The organism is Amycolatopsis sp. NPDC104587, assembly GCF_055583645.1.
On sequence record NZ_JBVJNO010000010.1, the window covers coordinates 173,933 to 189,549 of the forward strand.

The following is a 15,617-nucleotide window of genomic DNA, read 5'->3' on the forward strand; positions in this document are numbered from 1 at the left end:
CGAGTCATCGGTCCTGCTGTCGCCGGGCCGGGTCTGCGCCGGTCGGGGCCACTGCGCTCGCCACGACTCCTGCCATCGGTAGCAGCGTCCGCAGCAGGGGGCGTCCCGCTCGTGAGGTGAGCCTGCGCTGCCAGCGCAGCGGTGCCACCGATTCCCGGATGACGGCCGGTGCGTAGGTGGCCATCGCCCGCTGGAATTCGTGCAGGGCAACGGGGACGGCGGCGAAACCCGGGGTGCCGAGCAGGTGGGTGGTGAGCAGGTCGGCGTCGCGGATGGCGGTGGAGGCGCCTTGCCCGCCGGTGGGGGGCACGGCATGCACGGCGTCTCCGAGCGCGGTCGCGGCGCGGGCCGGCCACGGGGTCAGGTCGGCATCGGGGTCGGCGGCGTAGTACGGGAACTGCGTGACCGTGCCGGTGTCGGAGGCCTCGACGAGCTCCGTGAGCCAGCCCGCCCAGCCGGCCAGCCGGTCCCGGGCCGCGGTCACCGCGCCGGCCCCGGTCAGGGGATCACCGGTCACCGGGTTCGGGTCCACGATCCCCCACACCACATACGGTGCCTCGATCAGCGCCGGCACGTCCCGGCAGGCGTCCGCGGCGATCGCGGCGGTGCTCGTGTCGTGCAGCGACAGGAACACCGCGGTGCCGTCCGGTCCGAGCACGAACGCCGGCCCGGCCCGCAGGTCGGCCGGCAGGCCCCTGCGCAGCTCCTGGTGCAGGGCGGTGCGTCCGGCCAGGCCCGATGCCGAAAGCGGGCGGGCGGTGGGACGCCCGGCGAGTGCGGCTGCCACGCGCGAACGTGCCCCGTCCGCGCCGACCAGTACATCAGCGGTCGCGCCGGCGCCGTCGGCGAACGTGGCGGTGACGGTGCCGTCGCGGTTGTGCTCCAAGGCCTCGAACGTCGAGCCCAGCACCAGAGCGTGGTCCAGTCCGTGGCCCAGCAGCCGGCGCAGCGGGATCCGGCCGATCATGACGTGCTCGCCGTCACCGCCGCGCGGGATCCGTGCCAGCGTGCGCAGCCGGTGGTCCAGCACCGCGAACTGGCGAAACGACCTCGATGGCACGGCACTGGCCAGCAGGGCCTGGTAGATCGGGACGGGAAGACGGCGTCGCAGCGCCGCCAGGGCCACGGGATCCAGGTGCAGGCGGTATCCGCCGGTGCGGGCGAGGTCAGTGTCCCGCTCGTGCACCGACACCGCCACCCCCGCCGCCCGCAGGCCCTGCGCCAAGACCAGCCCACCCATGCCCGCACCGATGATCACCACTCGCGACATAGCGCCATTATCAATAATCTGATACTTCGACGCAACCGAGCTCCGGACTGGCAAGTTCTAGAATCCTATTTCTGATAGTGTGCTGGCTGTGTCCGAGCTGAACGATCTGCCGACCTGGGCCGTGGTGCAGGCCTACCACGCGGTGTCACGCGACCTCTACGAGTTGTTCGCCGGGCATGGGTTGACCCCGGTCCAGTTCGGGGTGCTCGCCCAGTTGTCCGCGGCGCCCGACCTGACGCAGGCCGAACTCGCCCGCCGGGTGCTGATCCGCCCGCAGAGCATGACCGCGGTCATCACGCAACTGGCCGAGCGCGACCTGCTGCGCCTGCTGGGACCGGGCGGGCGTGGGCGACCCCTGCCCGTGCGCCTGACCGACGCCGGGCAGGCGTTGCTGGCGGCGGCCGAGGCTGATCTGCGTGCGGCCGGCGAACCCGCCGCGCTGGGTCTGGAACCGTACGAGGCGGGGATGCTCACCGCTCTGCTGCACAAGCTCATCGCCGCCCGAGCCACCCGCGGCAGCGAAGAGTCGTGAACCGGTCCTGGACGCGGCTGCTCGCCGCGGTCGCCGAGAACATCGGTGTGCCCGTCGGGGCCTACCTGCTGCTCACCGCCATCGGGTGGGCACCGGTGTGGGCACTGGTCGGTGCGGCCGGCGCGTCGGTTCTCGTGCTCGCCGTGCAGTACCTCCGCCATCGGGAGCTGACCGCGCTCGGCGTGCTGGTCCTGGTCCGGTTCGCGCTCGGCATCGCGGTGGCGGTGATCACCGGCGACCCGCGGCTGGAACTGGCCAAGGATTTCGTCGTGACCGCCGTGATCGGGGTGTTCGCCGCGGTGTCGCTGGCGTCCCGCAGGCCGTTCATCGCGCGGGTCCGCCGTGATCTCAGCGGCGATCCCGAGGACTTCGACCACCGCTGGACCACCGATCCCGGTTTCCGGGCCCTGCATCGCCGGCTGACCCTGCTGTGGACCGCCGGGCTGCTCGTCGAAGGCGCCGCGGCGGTCCTGCTGATCTACACCGTCCCGCTCACCGCCGCCGTCATAGCCACCAACGTCCTGGCCCCGGCCACCCTCGTCGGACTCATCGGCCTCACGGAATGGCGCGCGCGCCGCTACACCGGTCCGCCGGCCTCGTCCCGCACGCCGGACATCTGTGCTGCCGGAGAGGGCGAGAATGGCCAAGTGACGTCGCGTGAGCCGGTGGGACCGGGTGAAGAGTCAGTGTGGGATTACCCCCGTCCGCCTCGGGTCGAGCCGGTGCGGCGGCGCGCGGTGCTCGTCGTCGCCGGCACCGTGGTGGCCGACACCGATGACCTGGTGAGAGTGCTCGAGACCTCGCACCCGCCGACGTACTACCTGCCCAGGGCGGCCTTTGGGACATACCTTCGCCGGGCACCGGGTTCGTCGTTGTGCGAGTGGAAGGGAGCGGCCGCCTACGTCGATGTCGTGGTCGGTGACACCGTGCTGGAGCGCGTCGGCTGGTACTACCCGAGACCGTCCTACCCCGCGCTCGCCGACCGGGTGGCGGTTTACGCGGCCCCCTTCGAATCGGTCACCCTCGACGGCGTCCCGGTGGTTCCGCAGCCAGGCGGGTTCTACGGCGGTTGGGTGACGCCGGAGGTTCGCGGCCCGTTCAAGGGCGGCCCCGGAACCCGGGGCTGGTGACCACCCGCGGCGACGCGCCCGTGCCGGGCTGTTTCGCGATACCCCGCCGCAACCTGGTGGAACCGGCCGGCCGCCCCGGCCGGTTCCTCTCAGATGGCCTGATCTCGATCACGGCCGTCGGGTCAGCCGGGTGACCGTGTCGCTCTCACCACTCGTAGTCGCAGATCGCGGCGTTCTTCGAGTAGAGCCACTGGGGATCGAGGAACTCGGTGGTGAGCTGCGCGGCCGCCCTCCTGTCCTCGATGAAGAACCCGTGATCCTGGGTCGTGTCGGGATACACGTTCCGGGAGCCGACGTAGAACGCCGTGTCGTCGACGACGACCAGCTTGGTGTGCAGGCGGTACTTGTACCCGTCCGGCCAGGTCTGCTCGTTCGAGGCGCGAAACGGCGCCAGTTGCAGGTTGTGCCTCAGCACCCGGTGGGCCTGCGCGTCGTAGGTGGTCGTGAGCCGGACCCGGTCGTAGAGCGACTTGTAGGCCACGGCCAGACTGTCGATGTTGGAGTAGTCCGGACGCCCGGGGTTGCTGATGACGATCCGGACCTTGACCCCGGCTGACATCTTCGCGGCGATCACGTCGAGCAGCCGGACGTCGAACAGGGCGTGCCTCAGCGGGGCGCCGGCGAACCCGTTGATGTCCTGCTGGGACAGCACGATCTTCGTCTCGGCCCGGGAGATCAACGCCCGCAGGGCGTTCGCGTCGGGGTTGACCGTCATGAAGTCGCGGTCGGTGTTGGTCTCGTTGTTCGTCCCGGTCGCGGCCTGCTCCACGTCCTGGACGAGGTGCAGCACGTAGTTGGACGACTCATCACGTTCCTGGATCCCGTAGCCCAGGCTGCCGACCGAAATCACGTCGAGGTTTCCCGGAGCGGGCGGGGTGAGCCCCTGGTACAACGACCCGATCGAGGGGGAGTCGGGTTCGTCGAGCGCCAGCCAGGCCGGGTGGAGCTTGCTGTATTTGGTCCGGCTGCCCTTGGCGTGCGCCCACTTCCACAGCTCGTCCAGGAACTTGCCCGCGGAGGTGGCGGCCGGACCGCGCAACGCTATGTCCAGGTCCGTCACCGGCGCCTTGTCGCCGAACCCGCGGCTGAACAGGGGACCGTCTTCGACGTAGTAGTTCGTCATCCAGTTGATGCCACCGTGCATGGCGAACTCGCCGTCCACGATGACGAGCTTGGTGTGGTTGTAGGACGACATGCCGCGGGTCGTCATGGAAGCGACCCGGAGATCGACGACCGCGGCCGCCTTGCCGAGCCTCTCCTTGACCATCCGGTGGAAAGCCCACGGGTCGGCGGTGATGTCGCCGCGCACCACCCCGGTCAGGAACCGCACGGTCAACCGGGTGCCCTCCTTGGCGGCGCGTGCGGCCGCGAGGCTGAGACCGGCGCACATGGCCTCCAGGAACTTCCCGTCCGGGAAGGGACCCGCGGGAGAGCCGATGACGTCGGGTACCCCGAAACCCGTGATGTCCACCGTTCTCTTCGCGCCGGCGATGCTGTTCTGCACCCTGACCAGGAGCGCTCTGACACCGGGCTTTGCCTCGCCTTTCGGGACACCTGTCTGCGGGGTCCAGCCCCAGCAACCGGGGACCTGCAAAATCCACGACGCCGCGCCGTCACCCGCAGTGTCGAGACTGTTCCCGGAAGTCCGCTCCCACAGTTTCCCCCTCGTTCCCGGTGATAGACGAACCAGTTCCTGTTCGACCGCGTCCAAGTAGACCATTTCCCCATCATTGCACCGGCGAACGCGTGCGAGGGGTGGATTCGTGGCCCCGAGGTGCCCGTTCCTTGTCGGCAAAGGGACAGACGCGGCATTGTTCGCCGGGAAAGGCGGACGTTCTCCCGGAAATTCATTCGTTCAGCGGTTTCCGGCCGGTACTGGTCGTGGCCGCCGGTGCGGTGATCAGTAGCCGATGCGGCCACGCCGGTCGTGGAACTCGCCGGTGGGGCCGTGCTGATCGAGCAGCGCGAGCGCGACGGTCGCGTCGGTGCCCTCTGTCACCGTTTGGTGGCCGGTGTGCCCGGTCATGTCGGTGGCGGTGTAGCCGGGGTCGGATGCGTTGACCCGCATGCCGGGCAGGTTCTTGGCGTACTGGACGGTGAGGGTGATGACTGCGGCTTTCGACGTGGGGTACTGGATGCTGGCGAACGGGAACTCGCCGGCGTCCGGATCGTGCAGGTAGCGCGGCCAGCCGGCGCCGGAAGCGACGTTGACGATCACCGGGTTCGCCGAGCGCCGCAGCAGCGGCAGCGCCGCCTGGGTGACGCGCACCACGGCGACGACGTTGGTCTGCAGCACCGTGTCCATGTCGTCGGCGGTGAAGTCGTCGACGTCGAGCAGCGGTCCCTGGATGCCGGCGTTGTTGACGAGGACGTCGAGCTCCGGCAACCGGGCGATCGCGGCGTCGACTGAGGCCTGGTCGGTCACGTCCAGCGCGACGACACGGGCGCCGAGAGCGCGGGCCGCGTCGCCTTTGTCCGGGTCGCGCATCCCCGCGTGGACGATGTGGCCCGCTTCGATGAGGCGACGGGCCGTCTCGAGCCCGAGGCCCTTGTTCGCCCCGGTGATCAGTGTCGTGGTCATGCACCGATCGTGACCGCCGGTCCGGAGCGGACGGTATGCCCTGGCGGTACCACTGTGCGGACCGGGCGGGCGGGGGAGAATAGGTGGTATGACGGAGTTCGCTGAGGTGCTGCGGGCCTGGCGCGACCGGTTGCGCCCGGAAGAGGCCGGGTTGCCGGCCGGGGCGCGCCGCCGCGCGCCCGGTCTGCGCCGCGCCGAGCTCGCCGCGCTCGCCGGGGTCAGCGTGGAGTACCTGGTTCGGCTGGAGCAGGGCCGCGCCACTCACCCGTCCGCGCAGACGCTCGGTGCGCTCGCGCGTGCCCTGCGGTTGACTGACGCTGAGCGCGACCATCTGTTCCTCGTCGGTGGGGCGTCGGTGCCGTCGCAGCCGGTTGTGCCGCGGCACATCACGCCCGGGGTGCAGCGGGTGATCGACCGTCTCGCCGACATGCCGCTGGCCGTGGTGTCGGCGGCGTGGGACCCGATCCACTGGAACCCGCTGTGGGCGGCGGTCACCGGTGACCCGCAGCGGTTCAGCGGGATCGAGCGCAACGTCGCGTGGCGGCACTTCGTGCTCGGCCCCGGCACGATCGAGTTCGACGAGCGGCACGCGGAGGACTTCGCCGCCGACCTGGTCGCCGATCTTCGTGAGGCGTTGGGCCGGTACCCGGCCGACCGTGACCTGGCGACGCTCGTCGCGCGGCTGCGCCGCGACGCGCCGGAGTTCGCGCGGCGGTGGGGTCAGGCGCGGGTGGCGCGGCACCTGTCGAGCCGCAAGACCGCCACCAGCACCCCGGTCGGGCCCATCACCGTCGACTGCGACGTGCTGACGGTGCCCGGAAGCGACCTGCGCATCGTTGTCTACACGGCCGCTCCCGGTACCGAGGACGCATCGAAACTCGACCTCCTCCGGGTCACCGGGCTGCATGAAGTCCGGTGACGCCTCCCCACATCAGCCGACGACGAAAGCCAACAGCGGCCGGTTGGAGGCCGGCGTGTCGAGGGTGGTTGACCGGCTCGGCGGACTTGGGGCCAGGCATTCACCCGGAGTGAGACCTCGAGCCGGTTCGCGCCTCAGGTCGTGGTTCGCACCTTACGGTTCACTCGCGACGGCGACGCCGTGAGGGTGAGGTCGTACTCCGAAGTGATCGCGGACGTCATGCGGCGGTGAGGCGCTGCCCGTGGACCGCGGGTTCCGGCTCCCTCCGCGAGGATGTGTTCGGCCTCGGCGAAGTAGCTGTCGATCGTTCGCAGGCTTGCCGCGGTGCGTCGGCGTCGGCTTCGGTGCGCGCGAGTTCGAGCAGGCGCTGGACGCGGTTGCCGATCGCCGCCGGCTCGGCGGGGGCGCGGATGTCCCGGTCGAGGTTCAGAAGCCGGATTTCGTCGCGCAGGTCGACGCGGTGTTCCCGGGAGTTTGCGCCGTTCTCCTGGCGGAGAGGAGAGCTTGCAGCTCGGTGAGCGTGCCGGCGGCGCGGATGGTGGGCGGGTCCAGGCGGCCGATGTGGTGGTCGTCCTCGCGCAGCGCCGTCAACAATCGGGTGATGTCCTGGGGCGCGGGGGTGACGGTGGTGCCGTCGAGGTAGCGGATGACGAGGAGGTCTTCACCGGAGTGGGTCTCGATGGCGGCCGCCCAGCCGTGGATCTCGTCCCACAGCAGGGCGATGTCGCGATCCGGGTAGCCGGGCAGGTGTTCGTCGAGGGCGATGTAAACGGAAACCGGGCTGTCGTGGTCGACGGCGCAGGACTCGAGGCCGACGCCTACGGTGCTGGTGACGTCGGCGAGGTAGGTCTGCAGCTCGATGAAGGCCGGGTGGGGGTGGCCGGTCGGGGTGTGCAGCGATGCGGTCACGGGGCGAATTGCCTTTCTGGGACAGCGGGCCGCGCAGGACCGGCTCGGGGTTGCCGGTCCTGCGCCGGGCCGGGGCCTCAGGCCTGGATTTCCTTCCGGTCGGACGGGGCGCTCGCGATGTCGATGCGGCGTGGCTTGGCCTTTTCGGCGATCGGGATGCGCAGGGTCAGCACGCCGGCTTCGTGCTCGGCGGTGATCCGGTCGGTGTCGAGGGTGTCGCCGAGGAACAGCTGGCGGGAGAACACGCCGAGCGGACGTTCGGTGACCTGCATCTGGACGTCGTCGCCGGCAGGGAGGGGCCGTCGCTCGGCCTTGACGGTGAGGACGTTGCGTTCGATGTCGAGCTCGATGGCGTCGGGGGTGACGCCGGGCAGGTCGAAGCAGACGACGAACTCGTCGCCGGCGCGGTAGGCGTCCATCGGCATCGCGGCCGGCTTGGACCAGGTGCCGGGTGTCACGTTCCCGAAGACCTGCTGGGCGAAGCGGTCCAGCTCGCGGATAGGCGAGCAGCAGGTCGAACCGGGGTGCTGCGGCCAGGAGGACGCGGTCTCGGAGCCGGACGCCACACCGTGTCCGCAAGGTTGCCGGGATCCGAAGGCGGCCTTTCGTCACCAGGCCTTCTGCGCCGCGCTGGTCGCGATAGAAGATGCTCACCGAGGTGCCTTCAGCGGTTACGGTCATGCGGTCGTCCGTCGATCAGCCGAGGGCACGCAGGACTGCCTGCTCGGACACGCGGCCGGAGTCGTCGACGCGGCATAGACCGTAGGTCCACTGCGCGACGCTTGGTTGGGACAGCAACTGCGCCAGAGGTCGGCGGGGCGCGGCTGTCCAGACCGGCCGCGCGGGAGGTGTGACATGTCGGTCAGGCATGTCGACTCCCCTGCGGAGGCTGCGACTTTGCGTAGTCGAGCTGGTCGAACCTGCTGTTGCTCGGTCGGGGACAGGTCCCCCAAGATCGCCACAAAGCGAGCGCTTGGTACCGGAAAGCTCGGCTGACTGCCTGCCCCGGCTCGGCCGACCGGGTTGTCCGTCCGGACGGCGGTTAACACGGGCGCGGCCCCCGGCGACTCCCGTCACGGCTGACCGGCACGAGGCGACGAGGAGCGGACCACAGATGTTGATCAAGGGCTCGGCGTGGGGCAAGGGCATCCAGGACGGCGACAAGGCCAGGTTCGCGGCCCTGGTGACGACCGGCGAGGAGAAGATGGTCGACGGTGTCATGGTCATGCAGTACCTGGCATCCACCTCGGATCTGTCCGTCCCCGACCTGACCGAGCTGCGCGGCATCCTCGGTCGCGGCCGGGCGCCGTGGGTGGAGGACGTCGCGCTCAAGGAGATGGACGTCGTCCTCCGGCAGCGCAACGACCCGCTCTGGATCGCCGAGCAGAAGGAGAAGGCCGAGCGGCGGGCGGCCGCGCAGGCGGCCACCGAGGCCGAACTGCTCCGGCTGGGCCTGGCGAAGCTGGGGGGCGCGGGCGACACGTGGGCCGAACGCAAGCGCGAGATCGACGCGTGGTGGTCGCGGGTGCGCGACGCCGAAGCAGCCGAGACGTGGCGGACCGCATTCGCGCAGAACCGGATGTCGGCGCGGCAGATCGGGTCGACGTCGGTCATGGGCGGCACGTTCACCGTGCAGAACAAGTTCGACCGGAAGAACGCGGCGCGCAGCCGCAAGATCGTGCTGGACCGGGGCGCCGGCGGCATCCTGGCGCGGCTGGTGCCCACGAACTTCTTCGACCCGGAGACCGGGCGCCGCCGGAAGGACGAGCTCGGCCTGCACGACCTGAGCGCGACGCTGCTGGACAGCACGAAGGAGCCGCTGACCGTTCTTGGCCAGCTCAAGCCGTACAAGGACTCCATCGTGGTGTTCATGCCGGTGCCTGCCGAGGACGACGCGCAGATCTTCCACGCGATCACGACCCTGCGCGACCCGGACGGCACCGACCTGCGTGGCAAGCGCAGTTCGTTCACCCACCTCCGGTTCGCCCAGGGCAGTGACATGCACACGACGCTGGTCGACGTGAGCGAGCGGCCGGAGGACCCGCCGAATATCCGCTACGGCGTCACCGGCCGGGTCCAGCGGGCGCGCGGCGAGGACGAGGTGATGGCGGACGACACCGACCTCGCCGCCCGGCGGACCAACGCCCTGCAGCACAGCGTGATCCTCGGCGCGGGCGCCGTGCAGAAGGTGAACGAGGTCGTGATGGCCTACCGCGCGCACCGCTCCGCGCTGTTCCCGTTGTTCGCGAAGTGGGACGGGAACACGAAGCGGTTCAACGCTCTTGACAGGACGACGATGCGGCCCACCGGCGCCTACCTCACCGAGAGCGGCGAGTGGCACGACCGCTGACCGGTCGAAGCCTTCCCCGTCAGTGTGGTTGCGTGGCCTGCCAGAAGTCGCACTGGTGGGTGGCCGAGGTGTCGTCTGCGCGGGTCGCGTCGGGCGCCAGGGCGAGAACGGAGCTGGAGTCCGGTGTCATGGCCGGCATATCCGGTGCGCCAGGCGCGGTCGGCACGCCGGTGCGGGCGAAACTGCTCCAGTAGCCGATCATCGTGTCGGCCAGCCGGGCCTTCGCCGGGTCGGTCACCAGGTCGCGTCCGCCGAGGTCGAACAGGAACGGCAGGTCCGTGGCGTGGGCGGCGCCGCCCTGGGGAAGGCCGGGGACCACGTTGCCGTTGATGTTCGGCGGGTTCGGGTCGGCGAACTCGTAGCCGTACACCTTCGTCTTCGCGGCCATCGCGCGGTTGCCGGACAGCGTCTGGCAGCCCCAGGTGCTGTCGGAGGTCACCTTGGCCCAGGCCGCGGGTGCCGACGGGAACCTGCTCAGCGGGTAGCGCGCCAGCACCTGCGGCGCCGCCGCGCCGTAGGCGGCCTGGACCAGCGCCGGGTAGGTCGCCGCGGTGATCGTCGTCGGGTCGGCCGCGATGTCTCCGGCGACGAACGCGTTGTGCTCGTCGCGGTTTCCGCCCGACAGCACCGGAACGTCGGCGACCTTGCCCGCCCGCAGCGCGTCGGCGGGCGCCTCGGGCAGCAGGTCCGTGCCGTAGGTCAGGCCGTTGGAGAAGTCCGTGTTGAGCTTCGTCAACGCGGACACCGGCTGCTTGCGCAGGCACTCGATCGGGTCGGAGCCGGTACAGCCCAACGTCTTCGCGGCCGCGTCGCCGCGTTGTTCGGTGACGGCCAGCGGCTTGTACGGCGTGTCGGCGGGCAGGCCCGGGTAGATGACGCCGGCGGGCCAGTTCAGCAGGCACGAGCCCGAAGAGATGGCCACCCGGTGCGCGAGGCCCTTGGCCGCCGGGGAGGTCAGGAACGCGCAGGCGGACATGCCGCCCGCGGATTCCCCGAACACGGTGACGTTGGCGGGGTCACCGCCGAACGAGGCGGCGTTCTGCTTCGCCCACCGGGTGCTCGCGATCTGGTCGGCGAGCCCGAAGGTGCCGGAGCCGGCGAGGCCGGGCAGTCCGAAGTAGCCGAACACGCCGAGCCGGTAGTTCACCGTGACCACGATGACGTTGCCGCGTGAGGCGAGGCGTTGCGCGTCGTAGGCGGCGCCGGAGCCGGAGGTGAAGCCGCCGCCGTGCCACCACACCATCACCGGGAGCTTCGCGCCGGCCGGCATCCGGCGTGGTGTCGTCACGTTGAGGAACAGGCAGTCCTCGGCGGCCGAGGGTTCGGCACCGGGCAGCGTGGACGCCTGCGCGCACGCCGCCCCGGGTTTGGTCGCTTCGACGACGCCCGGCGCCGCAGGCGCGGGTTGGGGAGCCTGCCAGCGCAGCGCCCCGACCGGGGGCTGTGCGTAGCGCACACCGAGGAATTCCCTGGCGGTGGGTGTGTTCAGGCCGTGCAGGCTGCCGCTGGTGGTCTGCACGGTCAGCGGTGAGTCCTCGGCGGCCGGAGTGTCGGGAGTGGACGAACACGCCACGAGTGTGCTCGCCAGCGCGGCCAAGGCTACGGAAAAGGGTGCGGTGGTGCGTTTCACGTGTCCTCCTTGCGGGTGGCGGCATCCAGCGTGCGCAGCAGTTCGTCGCGTACGTGGTCAGCTCGGCTTCCTCGGGAGAGGTGTCGCGCGGCCGCGTCGAGCGCGGCGCGGACGGTGGACGCCATGAGGTCGGCGTCGAAGTCACGGAACTGACCGTCGCGTTGTCCCGCGAGCAGGACCTCCCGGACGTCGGTCATCTCCTGGTTGTGCGCCGCGGTCTGCGGACGGGCCGGAGCATCGGTGTGCCGTGCGGCGCCGAAGATCTCGCCGAGCGCGGCGACGTGGTTCGGGTAGGCGGCGTAGAAGTCCACGCTGCCTCCGATGAACGCCAGCAACGCGTCCCGCGGGCTTTCCGCGGCGGCGACGGCCGGTCCCACCTCGCGGACACCGAGCTCGTACACGGTCTGCAAGACCTGGTCGATCAGGTCGGCCCGGTCCCGGAAGTGGTGGGTCAGCACGCCTCTGCTGACGCCCGCGTGCTGCGCGATCACGACCGTGGAGGCGTTGTCCAGGCCGTCACGCGCGATCACCTCGATCGCGCACTCGACCAGCTGGGCCCGCCTGGCCGCGCGGATGAACGAGGGCCGCTTGGTGCGATCGGTCGGCTCGCCGGCTGCTGTCATGTGGTTCACCATACAGGGCTATTCGGAATCGAACAGTCCTGTTTGTAATCTCAGGTCCCCGGCGGCGCGTCCGCCAGGACCGCGGGGGAGCGCGCCACGGTGAGGGTCGCGGGACCGACTCGCAGGATCCCGTCGTCGAGAGGGGCGCAGCGCACGCCGCCGTGCCCGCGGAGGGCGCGGAACGCGCCGGGTGCCAGCACCACGTCCATCCAGGCGCACGGGTGGGCCGGGCGGTAGGCCTGGAAGCGGACTTCGCCCGCCCCCGAGTCGAGGCCGAAAACGGCTCCGGTTCCGCCACGCGGCGCGGCCAGCTCGTCAACGGGAAACCCGCGGACGACGATGTTGCGTCGCGCCAGGTGCGGATCGGGCACCACGTCGAGCCCGAGAGCGTCGAGCGACTCGGCGGCGAAGAGGGTGACGGCGGCGCGGCGGTGGGCGGGCCGGTTGAAGTACCGGTCGCCGACGATCCCGAGCGTGGCGCGCACGGCCACCTCGGCGCGCTCGACGGGTTCCGGGTCGGGCCGCGGGCCGTCCGCGGGGCGCCCTTCGAAGGCGTGTGCGGAGGAGACCAGCAGCGCGACGATCTCCACCGGGGCCGAGATCGTGCCCGGCGTCCTCACTGCCCGTCGATGTCGCTGGTGAACAGGGTGCGGTAGTCGCCGTAACCCGCGTCTTCCAGGTCGTCGAGGTGGATGAACCGCAACGACGCGGAGTTGATGCAGTAGCGCATTCCGCCCTGGTCGAGCGGGCCGTCGTCGAAGACGTGGCCGAGGTGGCTGTCCCCGTGGAGTGAGCGGACCTCCGCGCGGATCATCCCGTGGCTGAAGTCTTCCCGCTCGACGACGTTCGCCTTGACGATCGGCTTGGTGAAGCTCGGCCACCCGGACCGGCTGTCGTACTTGTCGACCGAAGCGAACAGCGGCTCACCGGACACGACGTCGACGTAGATCCCCGGCTCGTGGTTGTCCCAGTACGCGTTCGCGAACGGCCGTTCCGTGCCGTCCTGCTGGGTCACGCGGTACTGCTCCGGAGCCAGCTGCGACACGGCGTCCGGGCTCTTGTGGTACTCGGCCTGCTGGGACACAGCTCTCCCTTCCCCGCCTTGCGGCGCGAAGCTGGGGCGCCAGGTGAAACGCACCTGCACGTACAGCTGTACAGACGTGCGGCGTACCCGCTCTATTCCGACAGGCGGCCGTTCGTCACCAGGTCCCCGCCGCACCGGGCGTCCGGGGACGCCCGGCCGGGTGTTCCCGGACGGACGCCCCCGCGCCCGAACGGCCCGTCGCCTGGGATGAACGGCGAGCCGTCGGCTGGGAGACCGGCTTCCCGGCGGATCGGCGGATCCTTTTGCGTTGCCGGTGGAGAGGTTGTCGAAGACCCGCACCGAGGACAGCAGCCGGCTTTCGGAGTAGTCCTCGACCGCGAGTCCGATGCCCGCCTTGGTCTTCTCCCGGGTTCCTCCCACCACGTTGGCGTAGACGTCCACCGTGGACGATGAGTCGATGTAGATGTCGGGGCCGCGGTTGCCGGCGTCGTCGTCGGAAGAGCCCGACGCGATGCTGAGCGCCTCGTGGTCGGCCGAGGTGCCACGGGAGTTGGTGCCGTGGATGTCGCACCCGGTGACCCGGACCCGCTGGACGCCGATGAGGACCAGGCCTCCGTCGCGGGAGCCGTCGACGCCGAAGCGGTCGAAGACGAGGTCGTGCGCGCCTGCCGCGTAAGCGCCGAAACCGGTGGAGCCGGCGACGGTGATGTCGGTGAACTCCTGCCAGGAGTGACCACCGATCGCCAGCAGACCGCCGCGCGCACCGCCACCGGTGAGCACGGCGGTGCCGCAGGCGCCGGTGAAGCGGATCGGCCGGCCCGCGGATCCGTCACGGCTGACGGTGAGGCCGCCGGAGTAGGTTCCGGCCGCGATCGCGACCGTGTCGCCCGGCTGCGCGACGTCGGCGGCCGCCTGGACAGTGCTGTACTCGGCTCCGGGGCCGACGTGGAGGGTTCGTGGCTGCGCCCCGGCGAACCCCAAGATCGCCGGGACGGCCACGTTTCGCGTCACCACGTCGATTCCCACCTCGCTCCGCCGATCGCGTCTCTTTTTAGAGGAGCACCGTGGGGACCGGTCCCCGGCGGGCTTTCGGAACTACGTCGTGGCGTTGAGGACGACGGTCAGGCCGGGCCGGGGCTGGTTGTCGTGCTGGCTGATCACGAACAGCCGGTTCTGGTCCGCGGACCAGGCGAGCCCCCGCGGGGCGACGACGTCGCCGGCGGCGAGGGTCACGGTCCGGGAGGGGAGGCTCGTGCCCAGCTTGTAGACCAGGACGTCGTTCTCGTCGCCGGTGATGGCGCCGGTCGCGATGAAGGTGTTGTCGGCGTTCAGCGCCACCGCGTCCGGGCGGGGCCGAACCGGGTACGCGCCACGGCGAGCCAGGTCAGTCGGCGAGAACGCGTCGACGCGGTCGCGGGAGCCGGCGGCGCTGAAGAGAGTGGTGCCGTCGGGGGTGAGGTCGAGGTCGGTGAGGGTGGCGCCCACGACATCGCCGGTGGCACCTGCGGTGAGGGTGCCGGTCGCGCTGGGGGTGTAGACCTGGATGGTCGACGAGCTGAGGGCGAGCTGCCCGGCCACGAGCGGTCCGGTCGCCGTGCCGGCGGCGGTGAGCAGGGGAGCGCGCTGGAACCGGGCCGCACCCTGCTGATCCCCGGTGGCGACGGGCGTGGTGGCGGCGGTGTCGAGCTTGCCGATCTTGCCGGTGAAGGTTCCGTCGCAGCCGTAGCCGAACCAGAGCCACGTACCGGTGCGGGCCAGGTGCGTCGGGCAGGTGCCGGCTCCGGTGCTGTAGCGAACGGTCTCGGCGAGGGTGGCGGTGTCGATGACGGAAACGGCGTCACCCGCGGCGAGGCCGGCGTAGAGCTTGGAACCGTCGGCGGACAGCTCGAGACCGGTGGCCCCGAGCTCGTTGTCGATGGTTTTGGTGACGACGCCGAGGAAGTTGGTGACGACGATGCTGTTGGCGGACGGACCACCGCTGACGAACACCTGCTGGTGCGCCTCGTCGACGACCATGTCGCCGTAGGCGGGGAGCGGCAGGGTGAGCAGCGCGGCAGAGGCCGCTGGTGCGGTCAGGGTGACGGCGGCCAGCGCCGCCGAGGCAATGCAGAAAAAGCGCCGACTTCTCATTCTTCCTCCGATTTTGCACAGGAAAGACTTCCTGTCTCTCCTGAGTGCTGGTCGTCGTCCGCTATGAAGCGGCCTCGTTTGCCGCGGCCTCGAATGCGGACCCGTCGCTGATCGCGTGGTAGGCCTCGTAAAGTGCGTCGAAGGATGCCGCCATCGAGTCCTTGAGTGCGTATGAGACAGCCGATGCGGCACGTGCTCGGAAAAACGCGGAGAGGTACTCCGACTCTCCTCTTCGGCCCTCGTCGACTTCGTCCTTGATGGACCAGGCAACCTCGTCAAGCTGTCCCACGAGTGCATCGAGACGCTCGTGGAGCTCTCTTCCGTCGAAATCGTTGCGGTTGATCCTGTTCAATGCCTCATGGATGACGTTGTGGTCGAGCCTGGTTTTCCGGATTGCCGCAGCGCAAACCTTTTCGACGATCAGACGGCGTTCGGCGTCCGTGCTCGAGTGCAGTTTCTCGGCAACTTCGGGAGAGACCGACTTCAGTGCGTTCATGC

Annotated in this window: 15 protein-coding genes; 4 read left to right on the forward strand and 11 right to left on the reverse strand. The window is 70.3% G+C overall.

All coding sequences use genetic code 11. The features are described from left to right. Positions 1 to 4: 4 nt before the first annotated feature. Positions 5 to 1,270 (reverse strand): FAD-dependent oxidoreductase, encoded by a 1,266-nt coding sequence (locus ACZ61C_RS30610; RefSeq protein WP_465311307.1) that lies wholly within the window; start codon positions 1,268 to 1,270, stop codon positions 5 to 7. Between the two features lie 88 nt (positions 1,271 to 1,358). Between ACZ61C_RS30610 and ACZ61C_RS30615 the strand changes: the two genes are divergently transcribed. Both ACZ61C_RS30615 and ACZ61C_RS30620 read left to right on the forward strand, forming a co-directional pair. Then, the gene (locus tag ACZ61C_RS30615; RefSeq protein WP_465311308.1) at positions 1,359 to 1,802 is read left to right on the forward strand and encodes a MarR family winged helix-turn-helix transcriptional regulator; all 444 of its coding nucleotides are present in this window, start codon (positions 1,359 to 1,361) and stop codon (positions 1,800 to 1,802) included. Further along, positions 1,799 to 2,932, forward strand: coding sequence for a VC0807 family protein (locus tag ACZ61C_RS30620; RefSeq protein ID WP_465311309.1), 1,134 nt, complete (start codon positions 1,799 to 1,801; stop codon positions 2,930 to 2,932). Before ACZ61C_RS30615 ends, ACZ61C_RS30620 begins: the two co-directional genes overlap by 4 nt. A 145-nt stretch (positions 2,933 to 3,077) precedes the next feature. On the opposite strand, the gene ACZ61C_RS30625 is transcribed toward ACZ61C_RS30620, so the two are convergent. Then, positions 3,078 to 4,436, reverse strand: coding sequence for a phospholipase D-like domain-containing protein (locus ACZ61C_RS30625; protein ID WP_465311310.1), 1,359 nt, complete (start codon positions 4,434 to 4,436; stop codon positions 3,078 to 3,080). Between the two features lie 396 nt (positions 4,437 to 4,832). Next, a complete protein-coding gene (locus ACZ61C_RS30630) occupies positions 4,833 to 5,513 on the reverse strand; it encodes an SDR family NAD(P)-dependent oxidoreductase (protein WP_465311311.1) in 681 nt (226 codons plus the stop codon). A gap of 88 nt (positions 5,514 to 5,601) precedes the next feature. Between ACZ61C_RS30630 and ACZ61C_RS30635 the strand changes: the two genes are divergently transcribed. Next, complete coding sequence (locus ACZ61C_RS30635; protein ID WP_465311312.1) at positions 5,602 to 6,432, forward strand: helix-turn-helix domain-containing protein; 831 nt, start codon at positions 5,602 to 5,604, stop codon at positions 6,430 to 6,432. 426 nt (positions 6,433 to 6,858) lie between these two features. Here ACZ61C_RS30635 and ACZ61C_RS30640 read toward each other — a convergent pair whose 3' ends face one another. Together ACZ61C_RS30640 and ACZ61C_RS30645 are read right to left on the reverse strand one after the other, a co-directional pair. Further along, a complete protein-coding gene (locus ACZ61C_RS30640; RefSeq protein ID WP_465311313.1) occupies positions 6,859 to 7,341 on the reverse strand; it encodes a DUF6292 family protein in 483 nt (160 codons plus the stop codon). A 77-nt stretch (positions 7,342 to 7,418) separates the two neighbouring features. Then, the gene (locus ACZ61C_RS30645) at positions 7,419 to 7,841 is read right to left on the reverse strand and encodes an Hsp20/alpha crystallin family protein (RefSeq protein ID WP_465311431.1); all 423 of its coding nucleotides are present in this window, start codon (positions 7,839 to 7,841) and stop codon (positions 7,419 to 7,421) included. Positions 7,842 to 8,455: 614 nt separating this feature from the next. Between ACZ61C_RS30645 and ACZ61C_RS30650 the strand changes: the two genes are divergently transcribed. Continuing rightward, positions 8,456 to 9,691 carry a hypothetical protein gene (locus ACZ61C_RS30650; protein WP_465311314.1) on the forward strand — a complete coding sequence of 412 codons (1,236 nt, stop codon included), beginning with the start codon at positions 8,456 to 8,458 and terminating at the stop codon, positions 9,689 to 9,691. Between the two features lie 19 nt (positions 9,692 to 9,710). Here ACZ61C_RS30650 and ACZ61C_RS30655 read toward each other — a convergent pair whose 3' ends face one another. From ACZ61C_RS30655 to ACZ61C_RS30680, 6 genes are all read right to left on the reverse strand, one after another. After that, positions 9,711 to 11,321 (reverse strand): carboxylesterase/lipase family protein, encoded by a 1,611-nt coding sequence (locus tag ACZ61C_RS30655; RefSeq protein ID WP_465311315.1) that lies wholly within the window; start codon positions 11,319 to 11,321, stop codon positions 9,711 to 9,713. Next, the gene (locus ACZ61C_RS30660; protein WP_465311316.1) at positions 11,318 to 11,944 is read right to left on the reverse strand and encodes a TetR/AcrR family transcriptional regulator; all 627 of its coding nucleotides are present in this window, start codon (positions 11,942 to 11,944) and stop codon (positions 11,318 to 11,320) included. The genes ACZ61C_RS30655 and ACZ61C_RS30660 overlap by 4 nt, the downstream gene beginning before the upstream one ends. 50 nt (positions 11,945 to 11,994) lie before the next feature. Beyond that, complete coding sequence (locus tag ACZ61C_RS30665; protein ID WP_465311317.1) at positions 11,995 to 12,564, reverse strand: MOSC domain-containing protein; 570 nt, start codon at positions 12,562 to 12,564, stop codon at positions 11,995 to 11,997. Beyond that, complete coding sequence (gene msrB / locus ACZ61C_RS30670; protein WP_465311318.1) at positions 12,561 to 14,003, reverse strand: peptide-methionine (R)-S-oxide reductase MsrB; 1,443 nt, start codon at positions 14,001 to 14,003, stop codon at positions 12,561 to 12,563. The genes ACZ61C_RS30665 and msrB overlap by 4 nt, the downstream gene beginning before the upstream one ends. Before the next feature lie 81 nt (positions 14,004 to 14,084). After that, a complete protein-coding gene (locus tag ACZ61C_RS30675; RefSeq protein ID WP_465311319.1) occupies positions 14,085 to 15,119 on the reverse strand; it encodes a YncE family protein in 1,035 nt (344 codons plus the stop codon). 61 nt (positions 15,120 to 15,180) lie between these two features. Continuing rightward, positions 15,181 to 15,615: a hypothetical protein gene (locus ACZ61C_RS30680; RefSeq protein ID WP_465311320.1), complete on the reverse strand. Its 435-nt coding sequence runs from the start codon at positions 15,613 to 15,615 to the stop codon at positions 15,181 to 15,183. Between the last annotated feature and the right edge of the window lie 2 nt (positions 15,616 to 15,617).

What these genes read in the sequence shown, in the direction of transcription:
- ACZ61C_RS30610 (WP_465311307.1), bottom strand. Translation starts at nt 1,270, where the DNA reads ATGTCGCGAGTGGTGATCATCGGTGCGGGCATGGGTGGGCTGGTCTTG.
- ACZ61C_RS30630 (WP_465311311.1), bottom strand. Translation starts at nt 5,513, where the DNA reads ATGACCACGACACTGATCACCGGGGCGAACAAGGGCCTCGGGCTCGAG.
- ACZ61C_RS30635 (WP_465311312.1), top strand. Translation starts at nt 5,602, where the DNA reads ATGACGGAGTTCGCTGAGGTGCTGCGGGCCTGGCGCGACCGGTTGCGC.
- ACZ61C_RS30650 (WP_465311314.1), top strand. Translation starts at nt 8,456, where the DNA reads ATGTTGATCAAGGGCTCGGCGTGGGGCAAGGGCATCCAGGACGGCGAC.
- ACZ61C_RS30660 (WP_465311316.1), bottom strand. Translation starts at nt 11,944, where the DNA reads ATGACAGCAGCCGGCGAGCCGACCGATCGCACCAAGCGGCCCTCGTTC.
- ACZ61C_RS30675 (WP_465311319.1), bottom strand. Translation starts at nt 15,119, where the DNA reads ATGAGAAGTCGGCGCTTTTTCTGCATTGCCTCGGCGGCGCTGGCCGCC.
- ACZ61C_RS30680 (WP_465311320.1), bottom strand. Translation starts at nt 15,615, where the DNA reads ATGAACGCACTGAAGTCGGTCTCTCCCGAAGTTGCCGAGAAACTGCAC.